Source organism: Mycobacterium sp. PDNC021 (assembly GCF_048282635.1).
Classification (GTDB): domain Bacteria; phylum Actinomycetota; class Actinomycetes; order Mycobacteriales; family Mycobacteriaceae; genus Mycobacterium; species Mycobacterium llatzerense.
This window is the reverse complement of record NZ_CP182502.1, coordinates 4,670,677-4,689,234: the sequence shown is the minus strand read 5'-3', so window position 1 is coordinate 4,689,234 and position 18,558 is coordinate 4,670,677. Positions and strand designations below refer to the sequence as shown.

At 69.0% G+C, this 18,558-nt stretch carries 12 protein-coding genes; 8 read left to right on the top strand and 4 right to left on the bottom strand.

Translation table 11 applies throughout. From position 1 onward, the window contains the following. The first annotated feature begins 40 nt into the window (after nucleotides 1-40). From ACNO8X_RS22460 to ACNO8X_RS22450, 3 genes are read left to right on the top strand one after another with little or no spacing between them, the layout of a single operon-like run. Nucleotides 41-1,843 (top strand): ABC transporter ATP-binding protein, encoded by a 1,803-nt coding sequence (locus tag ACNO8X_RS22460; RefSeq protein WP_418002782.1) that lies wholly within the window; start codon nucleotides 41-43, stop codon nucleotides 1,841-1,843. Nucleotides 1,844-1,845: 2 nt separating this feature from the next. Next, nucleotides 1,846-3,600 carry an ABC transporter ATP-binding protein gene (locus ACNO8X_RS22455; protein WP_418005998.1) on the top strand — a complete coding sequence of 585 codons (1,755 nt, stop codon included), beginning with the start codon at nucleotides 1,846-1,848 and terminating at the stop codon, nucleotides 3,598-3,600. A 42-nt stretch (nucleotides 3,601-3,642) separates the two neighbouring features. Continuing rightward, nucleotides 3,643-4,995, top strand: coding sequence for a salicylate synthase (locus ACNO8X_RS22450; protein ID WP_418005997.1), 1,353 nt, complete (start codon nucleotides 3,643-3,645; stop codon nucleotides 4,993-4,995). Between the two features lies 1 nt (nucleotide 4,996). Here ACNO8X_RS22450 and ACNO8X_RS22445 read toward each other — a convergent pair whose 3' ends face one another. Next, nucleotides 4,997-5,485, bottom strand: a complete 489-nt coding sequence (locus ACNO8X_RS22445; RefSeq protein ID WP_418002781.1) for a MarR family winged helix-turn-helix transcriptional regulator — start codon at nucleotides 5,483-5,485, stop codon at nucleotides 4,997-4,999. Nucleotides 5,486-5,599: 114 nt separating this feature from the next. On the opposite strand from ACNO8X_RS22445, the gene ACNO8X_RS22440 reads away from it, so the two are divergent. Then, a complete protein-coding gene (locus ACNO8X_RS22440) occupies nucleotides 5,600-6,301 on the top strand; it encodes a hypothetical protein (RefSeq protein WP_418002780.1) in 702 nt (233 codons plus the stop codon). On the opposite strand, the gene ACNO8X_RS22435 is transcribed toward ACNO8X_RS22440, so the two are convergent. The 3 genes from ACNO8X_RS22435 to ACNO8X_RS22425 are packed head-to-tail and all read right to left on the bottom strand — an operon-like array spanning nucleotide 6,242 to nucleotide 10,003. Next, nucleotides 6,242-7,597, bottom strand: a complete 1,356-nt coding sequence (locus tag ACNO8X_RS22435) for an acyltransferase family protein (RefSeq protein WP_418002779.1) — start codon at nucleotides 7,595-7,597, stop codon at nucleotides 6,242-6,244. The two genes, ACNO8X_RS22440 and ACNO8X_RS22435, sit on opposite strands and share 60 nt — an antisense overlap. 43 nt (nucleotides 7,598-7,640) lie before the next feature. Next, nucleotides 7,641-8,303: a VC0807 family protein gene (locus tag ACNO8X_RS22430; protein ID WP_418005996.1), complete on the bottom strand. Its 663-nt coding sequence runs from the start codon at nucleotides 8,301-8,303 to the stop codon at nucleotides 7,641-7,643. 53 nt (nucleotides 8,304-8,356) lie between these two features. Further along, a complete protein-coding gene (locus ACNO8X_RS22425) occupies nucleotides 8,357-10,003 on the bottom strand; it encodes a (2,3-dihydroxybenzoyl)adenylate synthase (protein ID WP_418002778.1) in 1,647 nt (548 codons plus the stop codon). Nucleotides 10,004-10,099: 96 nt separating this feature from the next. Here ACNO8X_RS22425 and ACNO8X_RS22420 point away from each other — a divergent pair, with 96 nt between their 5' ends. The 4 genes from ACNO8X_RS22420 to mbtD are packed head-to-tail and all read left to right on the top strand — an operon-like array spanning nucleotide 10,100 to nucleotide 18,558. After that, complete coding sequence (locus ACNO8X_RS22420; protein WP_418002777.1) at nucleotides 10,100-13,588, top strand: amino acid adenylation domain-containing protein; 3,489 nt, start codon at nucleotides 10,100-10,102, stop codon at nucleotides 13,586-13,588. Then, a complete protein-coding gene (locus ACNO8X_RS22415) occupies nucleotides 13,585-14,343 on the top strand; it encodes a thioesterase II family protein (protein WP_418002776.1) in 759 nt (252 codons plus the stop codon). The genes ACNO8X_RS22420 and ACNO8X_RS22415 overlap by 4 nt, the downstream gene beginning before the upstream one ends. 4 nt (nucleotides 14,344-14,347) lie before the next feature. After that, complete coding sequence (locus ACNO8X_RS22410) at nucleotides 14,348-15,652, top strand: polyketide synthase (protein ID WP_418005995.1); 1,305 nt, start codon at nucleotides 14,348-14,350, stop codon at nucleotides 15,650-15,652. Continuing rightward, nucleotides 15,652-18,558 (top strand): mycobactin polyketide synthase MbtD, encoded by a 2,907-nt coding sequence (gene mbtD, locus ACNO8X_RS22405; protein ID WP_418002775.1) that lies wholly within the window; start codon nucleotides 15,652-15,654, stop codon nucleotides 18,556-18,558. Before ACNO8X_RS22410 ends, mbtD begins: the two co-directional genes overlap by 1 nt.

Genomic DNA, 18,558 nt, shown 5'->3' with positions numbered 1-18,558 from the left:
GTTAGGCAAACCTTAGTCTTCGGGTGGAGTGGGTATTCGTATGACCAACGCAGAACCGTCGCCGCGTGAGCAGCTCAAACAGGCCAAGCTCGCGGCGGCGCAGGACCGCGTGGCGCTGAAAGAACTGCTGGCTCCGGTGCGCGGCCGCACCGCACTGGCGCAGTTGCTGCAGCTGATCGCCGCAGCGGCGACAGTGGTGCCGTTCATCGGCATCGTCGAGTTGGGCCGGTATCTGCTGGCCGGCGACCCGATCGACGCGGCACGGGTGTGGACCATTGTCGCGGTCCTGATCGGTGGCGGCCTGGCGGTGCGCACGCTGGCCGGCGGTCTGGCGCTGACCCTCACCCATCACGCCGATGTGCAGTTGCAGGGCGAGCTTCGTCGTCGATTGGTCACCACGCTCGGCCGGCTGCCGCTGGGCTGGTTCGGCGCGACGTCGTCCGGCGAGGTGCGCAAGGCGGTGCAGCACGATGTCGGCGAACTGCACCACCTGGTGGCCCATGCCGCGGTCGAGAAGACGGGCGCGCTGGCCACGCCGGTGTTCGGCCTGGCGTACTGCTCGTACCTGGACTGGCGGCTGGGGCTGCTGGCCATCGGCACCATTCCGATCTACCTCGTGGTCTACGGCGTGCTGATGCGCGGCGCGATGGCCCGGATGGGGCAGATGAACGAGGGCATCGCGCAGATCAGCGCGACCATCGTCGAATTCATCGCCGGCGTCTCCGTGGTCAAGACGTTCGGCGAAACCGGCAAGGCGCACAAGCGATTTGCTGACGCCGCCGACGAGTTCAACGACGGCTTCGCCGGTTTCGTCGGGCCCATGGTGCGCCTGCGTGCGGTGTCGTCGGTGGTCGTCGAGGCGCCGGTGGTGCTGCTGGTGAACCTGGCCGGGGGCCTGTGGTTCATCCGCAACGGTTGGGTGACGCCCATCGAGGTGCTGGGCTCCACGCTGGTCGCGGTCACCATCCCGACCGCGGTGCTGGCCGTCGGATACTCGGCTGCCGCGAGCCGCCAGGCGGTGGCTGCGGCCGGACGTCTGACGGCGCTGCTGACTGCCCCCGAGTTGCCGATCGTCCAGAACCCGCAAGTGCCGCAGGGCAATTCGGTCAGCTTCGCCGGCGTCGACTTCTCGTACGACGGCACCAACACTGTGCTGCACGACATTTCGCTGGACCTGCCTGCCGGCAGCATCACGGCGCTGGTCGGCCCGTCCGGCAGCGGCAAGTCCACGCTCGCGACGCTCGTCCCGCGTTTTCACGACGTCACCGCCGGTGAGGTGCGCATCGGCGGTGTGGACGTCCGCCAGATCGACCCCGCGGTGCTGTACCGGCACGTCGGATTCGTCCTGCAGGACGTGCAACTGCTGGGCATGAGCGTGGCCGACAACATCCGGCTGGGCCGCTCCGGCGCCGACGACGAGGAAGTGCGGCGGGCCGCGCGTGCCGCGCACATTCACGACCGGATCATGGCCCTGCCCAACGGATATGACTCGGTGGTCGGGGAGGACGCGCACTTCTCCGGTGGCGAGGCGCAGCGCATCAGCATCGCCCGCGCATTGCTCGCCGACACCCCGATCCTGGTGCTCGATGAGGCCACGGCCTTCGCGGACCCTGACTCGGAGGCGCAGATTCAGGCGGCGCTGTCGACCTTGATCGAGGGGCGCACGGTGCTGGTGATCGCACACCGGTTGGGGTCGATCGTCGGTGCCGACAGCATCGTTGTCCTAGGGGGCGGGCGGATCGTCGAGCAGGGCCGGCACGGCGAATTGCTTTCTCAGGAAGGTGTTTTCGCGCGCATGTGGCAGACCTACACGGCGTCCGGCGAGTTGGAGGCATCGCGATGACGATGATCAGTGGGTTCCTGCGGATCCTGGGCGCCGAGCGCGGTCGGATGTACAGCTTCCTGGCCTGGGCCGTCGGTTACGGGCTGCTGCACGGTCTTTCGATGACGCTGCTGGTGCCGATCTCGCTCGCGCTGTTCGACGGCGACTTCGGTGCGGCGGGCCGCTGGTTGGTCGTCCTGGCGGTGGTGGTGCTGCTCAGTGCTGTCGCGCACTACGTGCAGGCGGCGCAGTCGATGCGGATGGCGCTGACCACCATGCGACTGCTGCACCACCGCCTCGGCGACCACATGGTCACCCTGCCGCTGGGCTGGTTCACCCGGGAACGGGTCGGCCAGGTATCCCAGATCGCGGTCAAGGGCACGACTTTCGTCGGTACGAGTAGTGCGCACCTGGTGACGCCGCTGGTGGTCAACACCACCAGTGCGCTGACCGTGGTGGCCGGCTTGTTCGTCTTCGACTGGCGGATCGGTATCGCCGCACTGTCCGGTGGGGTGGTCCTGATCCTGGCCACCCGGGCCTCGGCCACGTTGATCGCGTCGGCCGAGGCGCGCACCCACGCTGCCGAGATCGAGGTGAACTCCCGCGTCATCGAATTCGCGCGCTGCCAGCCGGTGTTGCGCGCGTTCGGGCGGACCGGCGCCGAGTTCGATCCACTGACCGGGGCCCTGGCCGAGCAGGAGCAGGTAGGCAAGCGGGCACTGTGGGCGTCGGTGGCGGGCATGATGCTGAGCGGCGTCGGCGTGCAGGCGGTGCTGGGCGGGCTGATCACCGTGGGCGTCTGGCTGGCGGTCGGCGGCGAGATCAATCCGGTGACGCTGGTGGCGATCCTCGGCCTGGCGGCGCGGTTCACCTCTCCGCTGTCGGAACTGGCCGAATACGGCTCCGCCATGCGGATGGCCGGTGCCGAACTGGACCGCATCACATCGGTGCTGGACACCCCGGCGCTGCCGGAACCATCAGCCCCGCAACCGGTTTCAGAGCGCGGTCAGGTTCAGCTGGACCACGTCGGATTCAGCTATCCGGGGCGCCGGGTGCTCGAGGATGTCAGCTTCGTCGCGGCGCCCGGCACCATGACGGCGCTGGTGGGTCCGTCGGGCTCGGGCAAGACGACCATCACCCGGCTGCTGGCGCGGTTCTACGACGTGGACGCCGGCGTGGTCCGGGTCGGTGGCGTCGACGTCCGCGATCAGGGCACCGCGGAGCTGATGGGGCAGCTGTCCCTGGTGTTCCAGGACGTGTACCTGTTCGACGACACCCTGTGGGAGAACGTGCGGATCGGTGCGCCGACCGCATCAGACGACGACATCCGGGAAGCGGCCCGCACCGCCGGGCTGCAGTCTGTCGTAGACCGCCTGCCGGCCGGCTGGCAAACGCGGGTGGGTGAGGGCGGTTCGGCACTGTCCGGCGGTGAGCGGCAGCGGGTTTCGATCGCGCGCGCTTTGCTGAAAAACGCTCCGGTGGTGCTGTTCGACGAGGCCACCAGCGCACTGGACCCCGAGAACGAACGCCATGTCGCCGCGTCCATCCGCGAACTGGCGGACCGCAGCACCGTCATCGTGATCGCGCACAAACTGTCCACGGTTACCGCCGCCGACAACATCGTCGTGCTGTCCGATAGCGGCACGGTGGACGACAGCGGCACCCATGAGCAGCTCATGGCGCGCGGTGGCCGCTACGCCGATTTCTGGGCGCAGCGGACGTCGGCCAGTGGCTGGACCGTCGCGAAAGCGGCGGCCAAGGCTGATGCTGGGGCGTGAATCACAGGGGCGGGCGGTGTTTTTTTGGTGAGGTTAGGCTAAATTAACTTTGTGACTGCTGAAGCTATAGACGCGGCGTCTGTGACGCGGATTGCTTTGCCCGCCGATGTCTCCCCGGCCGATCTGATCGCGCAACTGGCAGCCGAACTGCCGGAGCGCTCCGGCGCCGACTACGTCGGCTACGAGTATTCGGGTGAGTGGGTGCTGGCCATCGGAGTGCGCACCGCCATCGAACTCGACTGCGACGAATTGCGGATCGTCGACGCCGGCGGCGCAGTCTCCCGCCAGGCGTGGAGCGGCCGGCCCGGAGAGGTGCTCGGCGACGCCGTCGATCGACTGCTCCTGGAGACCGACCGGCTGTTCGGTTGGGTCGCTTTCGAATTCGGCGCGTACCGGTTCGGGCTGCAGCAGCGCCTGCCGGCGGGGACCCCGTTGGCGCGGGTCTTCAGCGCGCGGACTCAGGTGGTTGTCGCAGGCGGCGAGGTTTGCGTGCTGGGCGACGTCGACGTCGTGACCGACACGCTGAATCGTCTGTTGCAGTCGGGGATTCCGGCGGCCGGCGTCACCCGCGCCGTCGATGTGAGTGTTGACGGCAGTGACTACCCGTCGCGGGTTGCCGCGGCCGTCGCCGAGATCGTTGCCGGCGACTACCAGAAGGTGATCCTGTCCCGTCGGTTCGAGGTGCCGTTCGCGGTCGACTTCCCGGCGACGTTCCGCGTGGGCCGGGCGAACAACACCCCGGTGCGGTCATTCCTGTTGCGGCTGGGCGGGATTCGCGCCCTCGGCTTCAGCCCGGAGTTGGTGGCCGCGGTGCGCGCCGACGGCACCGTGATCACCGAACCGCTGGCCGGCACGCGGGCCTTCGGCCGCGGCGCCGACCATGACCGTGCGGCGCGTGCGGATCTGGAATCGAACTCGAAAGAGATTGTCGAGCACGCGATCTCGGTGCGCAGCTCCCAGGAGGAGATCGCCGAGGTGGCCGAGCCCGGCACCACGGTCGTCAGCGACTTCATGACGGTGCGCGAGCGCGGCAGCGTGCAGCACCTGGGCTCGACTGTGTCCGGCCAGCTGTCGGAGCAGATGAACCGGATGCACGCGCTGGAGGCACTCTTCCCGGCGGTGACCGCTTCCGGAATCCCCAAGGCCGAGAGCGTCGACGCCATCATGCGGCTCGACGAGTCGCCGCGTGGGTTGTACTCCGGCGCAGTGGTGATGTTCAGCGCCGACGGCGGCATGGACGCGGCGCTGACGCTGCGCTCGGCCTACGAGGCCGACGGCCAGACCTGGCTGCGGGCCGGCGCCGGAATCATCGCCGAGTCGACTCCGGAACGCGAGTTCGAGGAGACCTGCGAGAAGCTGACGACGCTCGCGCCGTACCTGGTGCCCCGCAGCTGAGCTAGAAGTCCAGGCCGGCCGGGGCGTCGGCGGGCGGTTCGCCGCCTGCTTCGCTGAACGCGTGCAGCGCGCGGACCATGCCAAGGCGCTCGCGGGCCGGCATGATCTCGACGACCCGGGCGATCTCGGCGCGGCGGCGTTTGGTCACGGTGTCCACGACGGCGCATCCTCGTCTGGTCAGCTCGATGACGATCTCGCGGCGGGAGTGCGGGTGTGTGCGCCGGTCGATCAGGCCCGCGGTAACCAGGCGCTCGGCCATCCGGCCGATGGTCGACGGTTGGACGTCGAGTTGACTGGCCAGCGTGGTCAGGTTGGTCGCGCCGCGCGACGACAGGATCACCAGAACCCGCAGCTGGGGGACGGTCAACGTGTCGTCGACGCCCGCGACCGAGCGGGCCGTGATGTCCAGGAGCAGCCGAGATGCGGTGACGAGAGCATCGGCGATGGCGTCGACCGACGGCTCGGCGGTGGTTCTCGGTCGGGCGGTCACCGCGGTTCCTCCTCGGCTGGGTACCGCAAATTTACCTCTCGCGCAAATTAAATTTACCGGTGAGGCGAAATTGAAGCCGTTACCAAACGGTGACCTGCGGGGTATGGTGCACCGGTGGACAAGCCCGGATTAGCTACCGCGACGCGCGCACGGCGCCGCTGGTCGGTGGCTCTGGCGGCGCTGGTGATGCCGGCCGCGGCGTTCGTCGCTGCGGGCACCGCGGCCCACACCGGCACTGAGGTGGACATCTGCTGCGCGCAGGTAGTCCTGGCCGAGTCGACCGCTCCGCATCCGGGTTCGCTGATCGTCGCCGAGGCGGCCGAGAGTTCGCGCGCCATGGTGCGCAGCATCGCTTTGCCGGTGGGTGTCGCCGCCGAGCGGGGGCTGCAGATCGACACCATCCTCGCCGAGCGTGCCGTGAGCGCGGCGTTCCCGGAAATCCACACGATGACCGGGGTTCGCCCGGACTCGTTGCGCTGGCATCCCGAAGGCCTGGCGCTGGATGTGATGGTGCCCGACTACGGGTCGTCCGCCGGCAAGGCGCTGGGCGACCGCATCCTGTCGTACGTGCTGGCGAACGCGCGGCGGTTCGATCTGAACCATGTGATCTGGCGGCAGGCGATCTACTACCCGGACGGCACCGCCCACCGAATGCCGGACTACGGCGGTCCCGACGCCAATCACTACACCCATGTGCACATCTCGACCAACGGTGGCGGCTACCCGACCGGCAACGAGGCGTACCTCATCTCCGCGTCAGGGCCGACGCTGGTCAAGGGTGGCGCACCGACCGTGACCTTCGTCAGCGCGCACTGAAGCAGCCGAGTTGCGCCGTCCCGCGCTGATCCGTGCGCCGGCGAGCGCGAGAATGAAGAACGCCAACATTGACCAGCCCGAGCCGGTGCCCAGCCCATTCTTGGCCATCAGCAGCAGCGCCACGCCGGCAGCACAGACCAGCACACCTGCCACGGTCGACGGGCTTCCGGTCGCCTGGACCCGGGTATCCCACCACTTCAACGGGTTGTGCTCGAGTGGCGACAACAGCAGGAACATGACTGTCATCACCACCGCGAAGACCAGCGCCCGAATCGCGATGTTTCGCCAGAAGTACGGGGCCGCAGGGTCGTAGGCGTCCAGGCCCACCGCGTGCAGGCCGAACGTCGCGATCGCGATGGCCGCAATGTGCCACAGGTACAACGTCATCGCCCCGCTGTTACCCACCACGATCAGATACCAGATGCGGGGACGCTGGGCCCACCGGCGGACCCCACCGGCGCACGCGATGAACAGGCAGGACATCCAGATGCACTGCAGCGCAAGCAAAAGCGTCGGCGGGGTCACGTTCGACATCCGTTCAGTGCCGGTGACCACCAGTGACACCTCGTACGGGCCGTACCTGGCGACCAGCACCTGGGCGGCCAGGGTGGCGGCGGCGACCAGCAGCGCCGTGCGAGGAGCGACGAGGCGGTGCGCGTAGGCCGCGCCGATGACCATCGGAATCAGCCAGACCACAACCAGATTCGCCGCGCCGGCCTCCAGGGTGTGGGTGCTGATGCGGGCCCAGTCGCCGAGCGCCGCGATCGCCATCAGGGCCACGACCACCAGGGTGGCAGATCGGGCCGAGCGCAACCGGGCCAACGCGGGAACGAATGCCAGCACGATCAGATAGGTGCCGAGGAACCAGAGCAGCGCCACCGATTCGTTGCCCAGGGCGGCTGCCGATTCGGCGCCCATGGTGAACCGCACCCCGACCAAGGCGACCGTCCAGGCGGCCAGGTACCACAGCGCCGGTCGGCACAACCGTTGCGCCCGGGTGAAAAGCCAGGTGCCCCAAGGTGTCCCGTCCTGCCAGCTGTAGACGCCGGCCGCAGCTCCGGCGAAGAAGAACAACGGCATGACCTGAAGAACCCAGGTGGCCGGTTGCAGGCGGGGGACCGCACCCAAGGTATTGCCGATCTGGATACCGTCGGCAGTGATGGTGGCAAGCAGCAACGCACAATGGCCGAAGATCACCACGATGAGTGCACCGAGTCGGGCCACATCGATGCTGCGATCGCGGTCGGGTGCGGTGCTGTCGATCACGGTGCGGAAGTCGGGCAGGAGTCTCGGCATGAGCTGATGATGCCCGAGCGCCGCGCGGCGCGGATGAGTGTGACTACTCAGAACCGGTGGGTATCGCCACCGCCTCGGCGGCAGCGTCGTGCTGTCCGACGAAACGACGAATGCGGGCCACCGCGAACACGATGCACAGCACCACGAGGGTGGGCCCGGTCGCGACGATGACGAACTGCGAGAGGTCGACGGGATAGTTGAAGATCATGTACAGCGCGAAGACGGGATAGAAACCGCAGAGCAGCCCGAGTCCGACGCACAGCTGGGTGTGCAACCGGTGCCAGTCCTGGAGGCTCTGCTCGGTCCAGCCGCGTTCGGGCAGGGCCGGCTCGGCAAGGGCGGGGGAGATGACGCCGGTCATCTTCTTCGAATTCGGCTTGCGCAGCAGCCCGCTGATGGCGAACGACCACACCAGCAGGGACATCGGGACGAGCTCGAGGGCCTGGACGATGCGCGGGTTCTTGGTGGTGAGCGCGATGGTCAGCGAGCACACGGCGCCGACGATCACCACGACGTTCGCGGGCTCGACCTTCCGCTTGCGCACCATGGTCAGCGCGCCCTGCACGGCCGCGGTGATGATCGCCCCGACCAGCGCCAGGTACGGCTCGAAGTCGAACATGCGCAGCACGTAGTACGCGACCAGCGGCGGCACGGTGTTGATCGCCGTGTTCGTGATGTATTCGCGCAGACTCTTGGGTGTGTCCATGCCGGCGTCGGCTTGCTGTGACATTCGGGTTGCTCCTGTGGGTGTTCGGAAGATCAGGCGGGTGCGGTGGTGATCGCCCGGGTGATGGCCTTCTTGTCGACCTTGCCGACCGCGGTCACCGGCAGCGACGTCTGTGCCACCAGGGTGTCAGGTCGGCTGTGTACTGCGACACCGCGGCCGTCGAGGTAGCCGTTGAGGTCGCTGAGGCTGACCGGCGGTCCGCTGAAAACGACCACCGCACAGATTTTTTCGCCCAGGTAGGGGTCGGGCAGCGGGACCGCGGCGGCGGCCCGGATCGACGGGTGGGTGAGCAGGTGCTCTTCGAGATCGAGCGCCGAGATGGTCTCGCCGCCGCGGTGGATGACGTCCTTGATGCGTCCGGTGACCTCGAGGTAGCCGTCGGCCCTGCGGCGCACCCGATCCCCGCTGCGGTAGTAGCCGTCGGGGCTGAACGACCGCTCGTTGTCGGACGGCGCGCGGTAGTAGCCACCCAGGGTGTACGGCCCGCGCACCAGGAGTTCGCCTTCGCTGCCGGCCGGCACGTCGGCGCCCTCGTCGTCGACGATGCGCAGCTCGTCGTCGGGGCACAGCGGCGCGCCCTGGGTGTGATCGAGCAGTTCGGGGTCGTCGCCGGGGCGGGTGTAGTTGATCAGCCCCTCGGCCATGCCGAAAACCTGTTGCAGGCCGGGCGTCAGCGCGGCGCGGGCGGCCGCCGCGTCCGGTGCGGAGAGCTTGGCGCCGCCGACCTGGAGCAGTCGCAACGTGGTGGGGCGCTGCGGTTCCCAATCGCACGCCAGCGTCCAGAGGGTGGCCAGGGCGGGCACCAAGGCGCAGACCGTGACGCCGTGCCGGGCCATTGTGGCGAACGCGGATTCCGGGCTGGGATCGGTGGTGAAGACGGTGGTGGCACCCACGGACATCGCACCGAGCATGCCGGGGCAGGACAGCGGGAAGTTGTGCGCCGCCGGCAACACCGTCAGATACACGTCGTCGCCGGTCATTTCGCACAGCGCGGCGCTGGCGGTGGCGTTGTAGTAGTAGTCGTCGTGCGTGCGGGGGATCAGCTTCGGCGCTCCGGTGGTGCCGCCGGATACCAGTAGCAATGCGGGTTCCGCTGTGTTGATTGTCGGCGCGGATATTGGCGCATGGCCGAAAAGGGAAGCCCAGCTGATGAATTCGCCGGCCTCGCCGTCGACGATCACCTGCCGGAGCCTTGGGTGCTCGGCGACCAGCTCGCGCGCCATGTCCCGGTAGTCGAAGCCGCCGAACCGGTCGGCGATGACGAGGGCGACCGCGCCGCTGACCGTGGCGAAATGACTGAGTTCGGCGCGGCGATGGGCGGGCAGGCACATGACGGGCACCGCACCCGCGCGCTGCAGCCCGAACAGGGCGATGGCGAAGTTCGCGGTGTTGGGCACTTGCAGCAGGACCCGGTCGCCGATTCCGATGCCAAGTGCGGCGAAGCCGGCGGCCGCCTCTGCGGCCAGCTCATCGAGTTTGGCAAACGTGTATGACGCGGACGGATCGATGACGGCAACACGGTCCGGCCACTGCCTCGCGCCGTCGGTAAGCAGGCTGTCCAGTGGTTTACCGGCCCAGTAGCCGGCTTTGCGGTAGCGCTCGGCGCGATCGTGCGGAAACGGTACGAATCCGTGCAGCAAATGCTGATCGACCTCGGCGGAGGCAGTGGTGCGCGTCACGGCAGATCCCTCGGGGTAGGCATGGAGGTGGCAGCAATATAGGGTAGCCTAATCAAAATTAGGACAGCCTGTCTTTAACGTATTTGGAGGGGTGTTGTGGGCGTCGTGGCAGTGAATTCGCAGGCCATCCGCGAGGAGGTTGCCGAACTGCTGGGTGCCCGCGCTGACACCCTCGATCCCGGCGCCGACCTGATCGGTCAGGGGCTGGACTCGATTCGCATGATGTCGCTGGCCGGACGCTGGCGGAAGCAGGGCATCGACATCGACTTCGCCGCACTGGCAGCGGAGCCGACCATCGCGGCCTGGTCCGAACTGCTGTCCGCGGCGGGCGGTCTGCAGCGCGCCGAAGCTTCGGTACCGCAAGATAATTCGGAACATGACCAGCCGTTCGGGCTGGCGCCGATGCAGCACGCCATGTGGATCGGCCGGGAAGACGACCAGCAACTGGGCGGCGTCGCCGGACATCTCTATGTCGAATTCGACGGCCAGGAGGTCGATGCGGAGCGATTGACCACTGCCGCAACGGCATTGGCGGCGCGGCACCCCATGCTGCGCGTGCAGTTCCTGGCCGACGGCACGCAGCGCATCGCCGCGCTCGACGGTGACTTCCCGGTGACGGTCACCGACCTGCGGGCCTTGCCGGCCGATCAGATCGCAGAGCAGCTAGCCGCCATCCAACGCCGCAAGGCGCATCAGCAGTTGACCAGCCAGGTGTTCGAACTGAGCCTGACGCTGCTCCCGGACGGCGCCACCCGCCTGCACGTCGACCTGGACATGCAGGCCGCTGACGCGATGAGCTACCGCACCTTGATGGCCGACCTCGCGGCTCTGTACCGCGGCGTCGAGCTGGTTCCGCTGGCCTACACCTACCGCGAATATCGCATGGCCACAACACAATCAGCTGAACAGGTCAATCTCAGGGCTGATGCGGAACGGCAGTGGTGGGGCGACCGGCTCCCGGAACTGCCCGATCCGCCTCGCCTGCCGCTGGTACCGGCCGCCGAGCAGAACGACCCGCGACACACCACCCGGCGCTGGCACTGGCTGGCCCCCGACGTGCGGGACGCGCTGTATGCCGCCGCGCGCCGGCGCGGCATCACGCCCGCGATGGCCCTGGCCGCGTCGTTCTCCGACGCGTTGGCCTGCTGGTCGGCCGGGCAGCGCTTCCTACTGAACGTGCCGCTGTTCGGGCGCGACCAACGCCACGCTGATGTCGACCGCCTGGTGGGCGACTTCACGTCGTCGCTGCTGCTCGACGTCGACCTGACCGACGCGGCCACCGCGACCGGGCGATGCGCTGTCCTGCAGGACGCATTCCGCAGCGCCGCAGCACATTCCGACTACTCCGGGCTCGAAGTCCTCCGGGACCTGAGTCGGCACCGCGGCACCCAGGTGCTGGCGCCGGTGGTCTTCACCAGCGCCCTCGGCCTCGGCGAACTGTTCGGCTCGGCGGTGATCGAGACGTTCGGCACCCCGGGGTGGATCAATTCGCAAGGGCCGCAGGTGATGCTGGATGCCCAAGTGACCGAGTTCAACGGCGGCGTGCTGGTCAACTGGGACGTCCGCGAAGAGGCGTTCCCGGCGGGCGTCATCGACGCCATGTTCGCGCGGCACATCGCCGAGTTGGAGCGGCTGGCCATCGACGACACCGCGTGGGAGGCCATCACGCCGGAGCCGTTGTCGGCGGCGCAGCGCGCGGTCCGCGACGAGGCCAACAGCCGCACAGCGGCGCCGAGTGGCGCGGCGCTGCACACCGGCTTCTTCGCCTCGGCTGCCGCGCGGCCGGCTGCCACGGCGATGATCGGCGAGACCCGGCAGTGGACGTATGCCGAACTGGCCGAAGAAGTTTCGGCCGTGGCCTCGGCGTTGCGGATCGCCGGCATCACACCGGGGGACACCGTGGCCGTCCTCGGCCCCAAGGGCGCGGAACAGATCATCGCGCTGCTGGCCATCCTGGCTGCCGGCGGCGTCTACCTGCCGATCGGCGTCGACCAGCCCGCCGACCGCACCGAAAAAATCCTGGCGACCGGCGGCGTCCGGATGGCGCTGTACTGCGGCGACCTGACACCGTCGTGGAAGCCGTCACTGACCGTGACGGAGGCGATGCGGATCGGGCGCCGCGCCGACGGGCCGTTCGTCCCCGCCGCCACCGATCCGCATGAGCTGGCCTACGTGCTGTTCACCTCCGGTTCCACGGGCGAACCCAAGGGCGTCGAGGTCACCCATGATGCGGCGATGAACACCGCCGAATTCCTCTACGGGCACTTCAACATCGGACCGGCTGACCGCTGCCTCGCGCTGGCCACCCTGGAATGCGACCTGTCGGTGCTCGACATGTTCGCCACCCTCGCCACCGGCGGCAGCATCGTGGTGGTCGACGAGCCGTACCGGCGCGACCCGGACCACTGGGCCGCCCTCATCGCCGAGCACGGCGTGACGGTGCTCAATTTCCTGCCGGGCTGGCTGGAGATGCTCGTAGAGGTGGGCGCGGGACGTCTGGACACCGTGCGAGTGGTGCTGACCGGCGGTGACTGGGTCCGGACCGCCATGGTGCGGCACCTGCAGGCGCAGGCACCGGGTGTGCGTGTCGCCGGGCTCGGCGGTGCCACCGAAACTGCCATCCACGCAACCATTTTCGAGGCCGGCGAGCTGCCCGACACCTGGTCGGCGGTGCCCTACGGCGTGCCGTTCACGAACAACGCATGCCGGGTGGTCAACGAGGCCGGCCAGGATTGCCCCGACTGGGTGGCCGGCGAACTGTGGTTCACCGGACGCGGCATCGCCTCCGGCTACCGTGGCCGGGCGGACCTGACCGCCGACCGATTCGTGCGCTACGCCGGCCGAACCTGGTACCGCTCAGGGGATTTGGCGCGATACCGGACGGACGGCGTCCTGGAGTTCGTCGGGCGTGCCGACCATCGCGTGAAGATCAGCGGCTACCGGATCGAGCTCGGTGACGTCGAAGCCGCACTGCAGCGGGTGCCCGGGGTGCGCGCCGCCGTGGCCGGTGTGGTCTCCGGAGGAGAACGCGGGCACGACGTGCTGGCGGCGCTGGTCTCGGTTGACGATCCCGACCTGACCTCCGAGCGCATCGGCGCGGCGGTGGCCGAACTCGTACCGCCGCATATGATCCCGCGCCAGCTGCAGGTGGTTGCGGCGATTCCGTTCACCGTCGGCGGCAAGACCGACCGTCGGGCCGCAGCCGGTCAAATGACGGCGCTGGTTCAGGCGGCCGACGGCGCCGGCCGGGCACTGCCGGAGACCACGCTGGAGCGGGCCCTGGTGGCGATCGTCTCCGAGCTGCTCACGGTCGACGCCGGCGTCGAGGACGACTTCTTCGAGCTCGGCGGTGACTCGGTCCTGGCGACGGCCACCGTGGCGCGAATCCGGAAGTGGCTGGACACCCCGACCGTCGGCGTGCCCGACATCTTCGCCGCCCGGACCGTGCGAGCGCTGGCGCAGCGGCTCATCGGCCGCGAGGACGGCAGCGGGCGACTGGAAATGGTCGCCGAGCTCTACCTGGAGATTGCTGAGATGAACCACGACGACGTGCTCACCGCGCTGGATCCGGCGGCTGTCTCATGACCGAAATGGGATCGGCCTCCGCGACTGGGCTGAAAGGCGCCTTCGCGCCATGGATCAAGCACTACCCGGGCACCGGCGACGCTGGGGCCGTGGTGGTCTTCCCGCATGCCGGCGGTGCCGCGGTGGCCTACCGGGACCTGGCAACTGCCTTGTCGGGCAAGGGGATCGACACGTACGTCGTGCAGTATCCGCGCCGTGCCGATCGGCTCGCGCATCCGGCGCACCCGACGGTCGAGCAGCTCGCCGCGGACCTGTTCGCCGCGGGCGACTGGGCGGCCGCGGGCCCGCTGCGGCTCGTCGGGCACTGCATGGGTGCGGTGGTGGCATTCGAGTTCGCCCGGGTCGCCGAACAGAGCGGAGCCACCGTGCACAGTCTCTGGGCATCCGCCGGCCAGGCGCCGTGCGATGTGGTCGACGCGCCTCCGCTGCCCACCGGACCTCGCGAAATGCTTGCGGAGATGGTCGATCTCGGGGGTACCGACCCCCGGCTGCTCGCCGACCCAGATTTCGTCGAACTCCTGTTGATGGCGGTGAGTGCCGACTACGAAGCACTCAACCGGTACCTCGGCGGCGGCCGCATCGCCGCCGACATCCACGCCCTCGGCGGACGCAACGACCATCGCATCGACCAGGACATGCTGCGCCGCTGGGAAGATCACACGTCGGGTGCCTTCACCCTGACCGAATTCGACGGCGGTCACTTCTATCTCAACGACCAGCTGGACGCGATCGCGGAAGTGATCAGTGCGCGCTGACTTGATGGGCACGGACGATCCGGTGGTCATCGTCGGGATGGCGGTCGAAGCGCCCGGTGACGTGGACAATGCCGAAAGCTATTGGCAGTTGCTGTCTTCCGGACGCGAGGCGCTGAGCACGTTCCCGGAGGACCGGGGCTGGGCCGTGCGTGACCTGCTCGCGGGCTCGCGCCGCGACGGATTCAAGCGCATCCACAACCGCGGCGGCTTCCTCTCGGGCGCCGCCCTGTTCGATCCGTCGTTCTTCGGTATCTCGCCGCGCGAGGCGGTGGCGATGGACCCGCAGCAGCGAGTGGCACTGCGGGTGACGTGGCGGGCGCTGGAGGACGCCGGGATCAACCCGGACGAGCTGGCCGGACATGACGTCGGCTGCTACATCGGCGCCTCGGGCACCGGGTATGGCCCCGACCTTGCCGAATACTCGGACTTGAGCGGGCATCTGATCACCGGGACGTCGCTGGGCGTGATCTCCGGACGCATCGGTTACCTGCTGGGCCTCGATGGTCCGGCGCTGACGGTCGACACGTCGTGTTCGTCGGCGCTGACCGCGTTCCACACCGCGGTGCAGGCACTGCGCGCGGGTGATTGCAGCATGGCGCTGGCCGGCGGCGTATGCGTGATGGGGTCGCCGGGATACTTCGTCGAATTCGCCAAGCAGCACGCACTTTCCGACGACGGGCACTGCCGGCCCTACAGCGCGCAGGCCAGCGGCACCGTGTGGGCCGAAGGCGCCGGCATGTTCGTGCTCGAGCGAAAGTCGGTGGCGCAGCGCAACGGGCACCGCGTGCTCGCGGAGGTGCGCGCCAGCTGCCTCAACCAGGACGGACGCAGCACCGGCCTGACCGCGCCGAGCGGTCCGGCCCAGGCCCGGCTGTTCGGCCGCGCACTCGACCAATCCGGCGCCCGGCCGGACCAGATCGGGATGATCGAAGGGCACGGCACCGGAACCAAACTCGGGGACCGGACCGAATTGAACTCGCTGGCCCAGACCTACGGTGCCACCGCACCGGGGCAGGGCGCGGTCCTGGGTTCGGTGAAATCCAATGTCGGACACAGCCAGGCCGCCGCGGGCGCGCTCGGACTGGCCAAGGTGCTGGTCTCGGCCGAGCACGCCACCATCCCGGCGAGCCTGCACACCGCGCAGGCCAGCGCTGAAATCGACTGGAACGCACAGGGACTGACGCTCGCCACCGACCACACGCCGTGGCCTGCGGTGAACGGCGAACGTCTTGCCGCGGTTTCGGCTTTCGGCATGAGTGGCACCAATGCGCACGTCATCGTCGCCATGCCCGAGGAGCGGGTGGCGTGATGAGCCTTTCGCACCTTCCTGACGGCCGCGTACCCGTGCTGCTCAGCGCGCACACCGAAGAGCTGCTGGCGGCTGAGGCGACCGGCGTCGCCGACTACCTGGACCGGATCGGGGCCGTGAGCCTCGGCGCGGTGGCCGCGATGATGTTGCGGCTGCGCCGTCGTCGTCGGTTCCGCGCCGTGGTCCGGGCGCACGACGCCGCCGAGCTGGCTGCCGCGCTGCGGGCGCTGGCGGCGGGCGAGGAGCACCCCCTGGTGGCGGTGTCCTCCCGGACCGCAGCCCCCCGGACGGCCTTCGTGTACCCGGGCAACGGCGGCCAGTGGCCGTCGATGGGCACCGACGCATATCGGCAGCTGCCGGTCTACCGCGCCGCGGTCGACCGCTGCACCGACGCGTTCGTCGCCGCGGGAATCGACTCGCCACTGGACTTCCTGGTCGACCCCGTCGACCGCAAATGGACCCAAATCCACAGTCAGAGCGCGCAGTTCACGCACGCCGTCGGACTGACCTCGGTCTGGCAGGCGCTGGGCATCGAGCCCGACGTCACGCTGGGGCACAGCCTCGGTGAAATCGCCGCGGCCCATGTCGCCGGTGCCATGACGCTCGCGGAAGCCGTCGCAGTGGTGATCGCCCGGGCCGGGGCATTGGACAGCCTGGCCGGCGACTTCGGCGCGGCGAGTCTGGGCGTGAGTGTCGACGAAGCGCGGCAAGCGGTTTCGGATGCCGCCGGCTGGATGGAATTGTCGGTGGTCAACTCGGCGGCCTCGGTGGTGGTGTCCGGGGACCGTACCGCCATCGCGGACCTGGTGTCCGACCTGCAATCGCGCGGTCGCTTCGCGCGCGTCATCGCCATGAGCTTCCCCGCCCACACCAGTGCGCTGGATCCGCTGCGGGCACAACTGCTCGCCGGGGTGCCGGAGTCTCGATTCGGCGATGGCACGGTGCCGTTCATCGGATCGGTGACCGGTGAGGTCGTCGGCGCGGACACGGAATTCGCCGAGTACTGGTACCGGAATCTGCGGAGCACCGTGCGGTTCGACCGGGCCGCCGAGACGGTCCGGGACAGCGGCGTCGAGGGATTCGTCGAGATGTCGGCGCACCCCGCGTTGCTGCACGCGCTCGCCGATACCGATGCGCCGCTCATCGTCGGGTCGGGACGCCGCGACGAGGCCCTCGTCGACGTGCTCTCCGACAACATCGCCACCGTGGCCGTGGCGGACCCCGACTACGACTGGGCCGAGCACATCGAGCCGAATCAACCGATGCTGCGCGGATTTCCGCATGCCCCGATGGCAGCGATGCACCTGTGGGCCGCGCCGGAACCGCTGCCCGCGGTGGCCGGACTGACGGTCAGCGCCGAACACTGGCTGCCGCAGCCCGATGAGACCGTGCCGTTGATCATTCGGCGTGCCGCGGTGCTGGACGTGCCGGGACCGCGGGGTGAGCTGGCCGACCGGATCCGCGACGGTGTGCGGGCCAACCTCGGCACCGTGCTGGTCGAGCCGGCCGAGGCCGATCTGCTCATCGTCGTCGCACCGATGCTCGACCACCCCGACACCGAGGCGGCGATCACGGACCTCGCCGAGCTGATCCGAGGTGGACTCTGCGACTACCCGAATGCCATTGGGTCACAATGCAACGACGTGTGGCTGGTGACGGTCGGCGGCGAGCACGTGCGCGACGATGAGCCGGTAGCGCTACCGGCCCAGGCGGCCCTCGCCGCCATGCACCGCAGTATCGGTTTCGACCATCCGGATCAGTCCTTCCGCCACCTTGACCTGGCCTCCTGGGAAATTGACACGTCGGCGGCGACCGCCGTCGTCGAGACCATGCTGGGCACGGGAACCGAAGTGGCGCTGCGTGATTCACAGCAGTACCGGCGCGGCCTGGCGGCCCTGCCGGATGCTGACGCTCCGGCGCCCGGGTTACTGGACAACGTGGTGATCACCGGCGGAAACGGTGCCGTCGGCCTGCATTTCGCGCGGACTCTCGCCGCCGCAGGCGCCCGGCGCATCGTGCTGGTCAGCCGCAGTGGCACCGATGCGCAGCAACTGGCCGGGTTCGACGGCACCGACGTGGTGTCGGTGCAGTGCGACATCACGTCGTCCGAACAGGTTTCGGCCGCCGCGGCCGCCCACGCCGGTGACGGTGCGACGCTCGTGGTCCATGCGGCCGGTGCGGCGGCGTTCGGCACGACGGTCGGCGCGGATGATTTCATCGCCACCGCGGCCGCGAAGGTCGCCGGTCTGGCCCGGCTGGCCGAGTCCTGGCCGTTGCGTCCTGATGCCCGAATCCTGGTGTGCTCATCGGTGTCCGGACTGTGGGGCGGGCTCGGTCATGTCGCCTACGCAGCCGTGAACCGCGTGCAGGATGTGCTGGCCGGGCAGTTCCGCGCCAAGGGGCTCGACTGTGTGGCCGTGCGGTGGGGACTGTGGCCGGGCGCCGGCATCGTCGGTGCCGAGGAGGTGGCGCGGATCGAGCGCGCCGGGCTGCGGGAGATGGATCCCGTCGTCGCCATCGAGGCGGCCCTGGGGACCTCCGCGCCCGCGCCGCTGATCTTCAGCGCCGATGCCGAGCGGTTGGCGACGCTGCTCGGTGCTGCCCCTACTGAGGCGGAACCGGCTGTACCGCAGCCGGTTCCGGTCGCCATCAGTGCCGGTGCCGACGCCGAAGACGTCGTCCGGCACGAGCTTTCGGCGGTGCTCAAACTGGGCGACCCCGGCGGCATCGACCTGACCGCGGCCCTGTTCGACCTGGGCCTGGATTCGCTGCTGGCACTGGACCTGCGCAAGCGGCTGCGCCGGGGCACCGGCCGGTCCGTGCCGTTGGCCGGGCTGCTGAGCGGCATCACCGGTATCGAACTGGTGGATTTGCTAACCGATAGATCAGAAAAGGTGGAGAGCTAG

Coding starts and splice junctions, on each gene's coding strand:
- ACNO8X_RS22460 (WP_418002782.1), top strand. CDS start 41: ATGACCAACGCAGAACCGTCGCCGCGTGAGCAGCTCAAACAGGCCAAG.
- ACNO8X_RS22455 (WP_418005998.1), top strand. CDS start 1,846: ATGATCAGTGGGTTCCTGCGGATCCTGGGCGCCGAGCGCGGTCGGATG.
- ACNO8X_RS22435 (WP_418002779.1), bottom strand. CDS start 7,597: ATGCCGAGACTCCTGCCCGACTTCCGCACCGTGATCGACAGCACCGCA.
- ACNO8X_RS22430 (WP_418005996.1), bottom strand. CDS start 8,303: ATGGACACACCCAAGAGTCTGCGCGAATACATCACGAACACGGCGATC.
- ACNO8X_RS22415 (WP_418002776.1), top strand. CDS start 13,585: ATGACCGAAATGGGATCGGCCTCCGCGACTGGGCTGAAAGGCGCCTTC.
- ACNO8X_RS22410 (WP_418005995.1), top strand. CDS start 14,348: ATGGGCACGGACGATCCGGTGGTCATCGTCGGGATGGCGGTCGAAGCG.
- mbtD (WP_418002775.1), top strand. CDS start 15,652: ATGAGCCTTTCGCACCTTCCTGACGGCCGCGTACCCGTGCTGCTCAGC.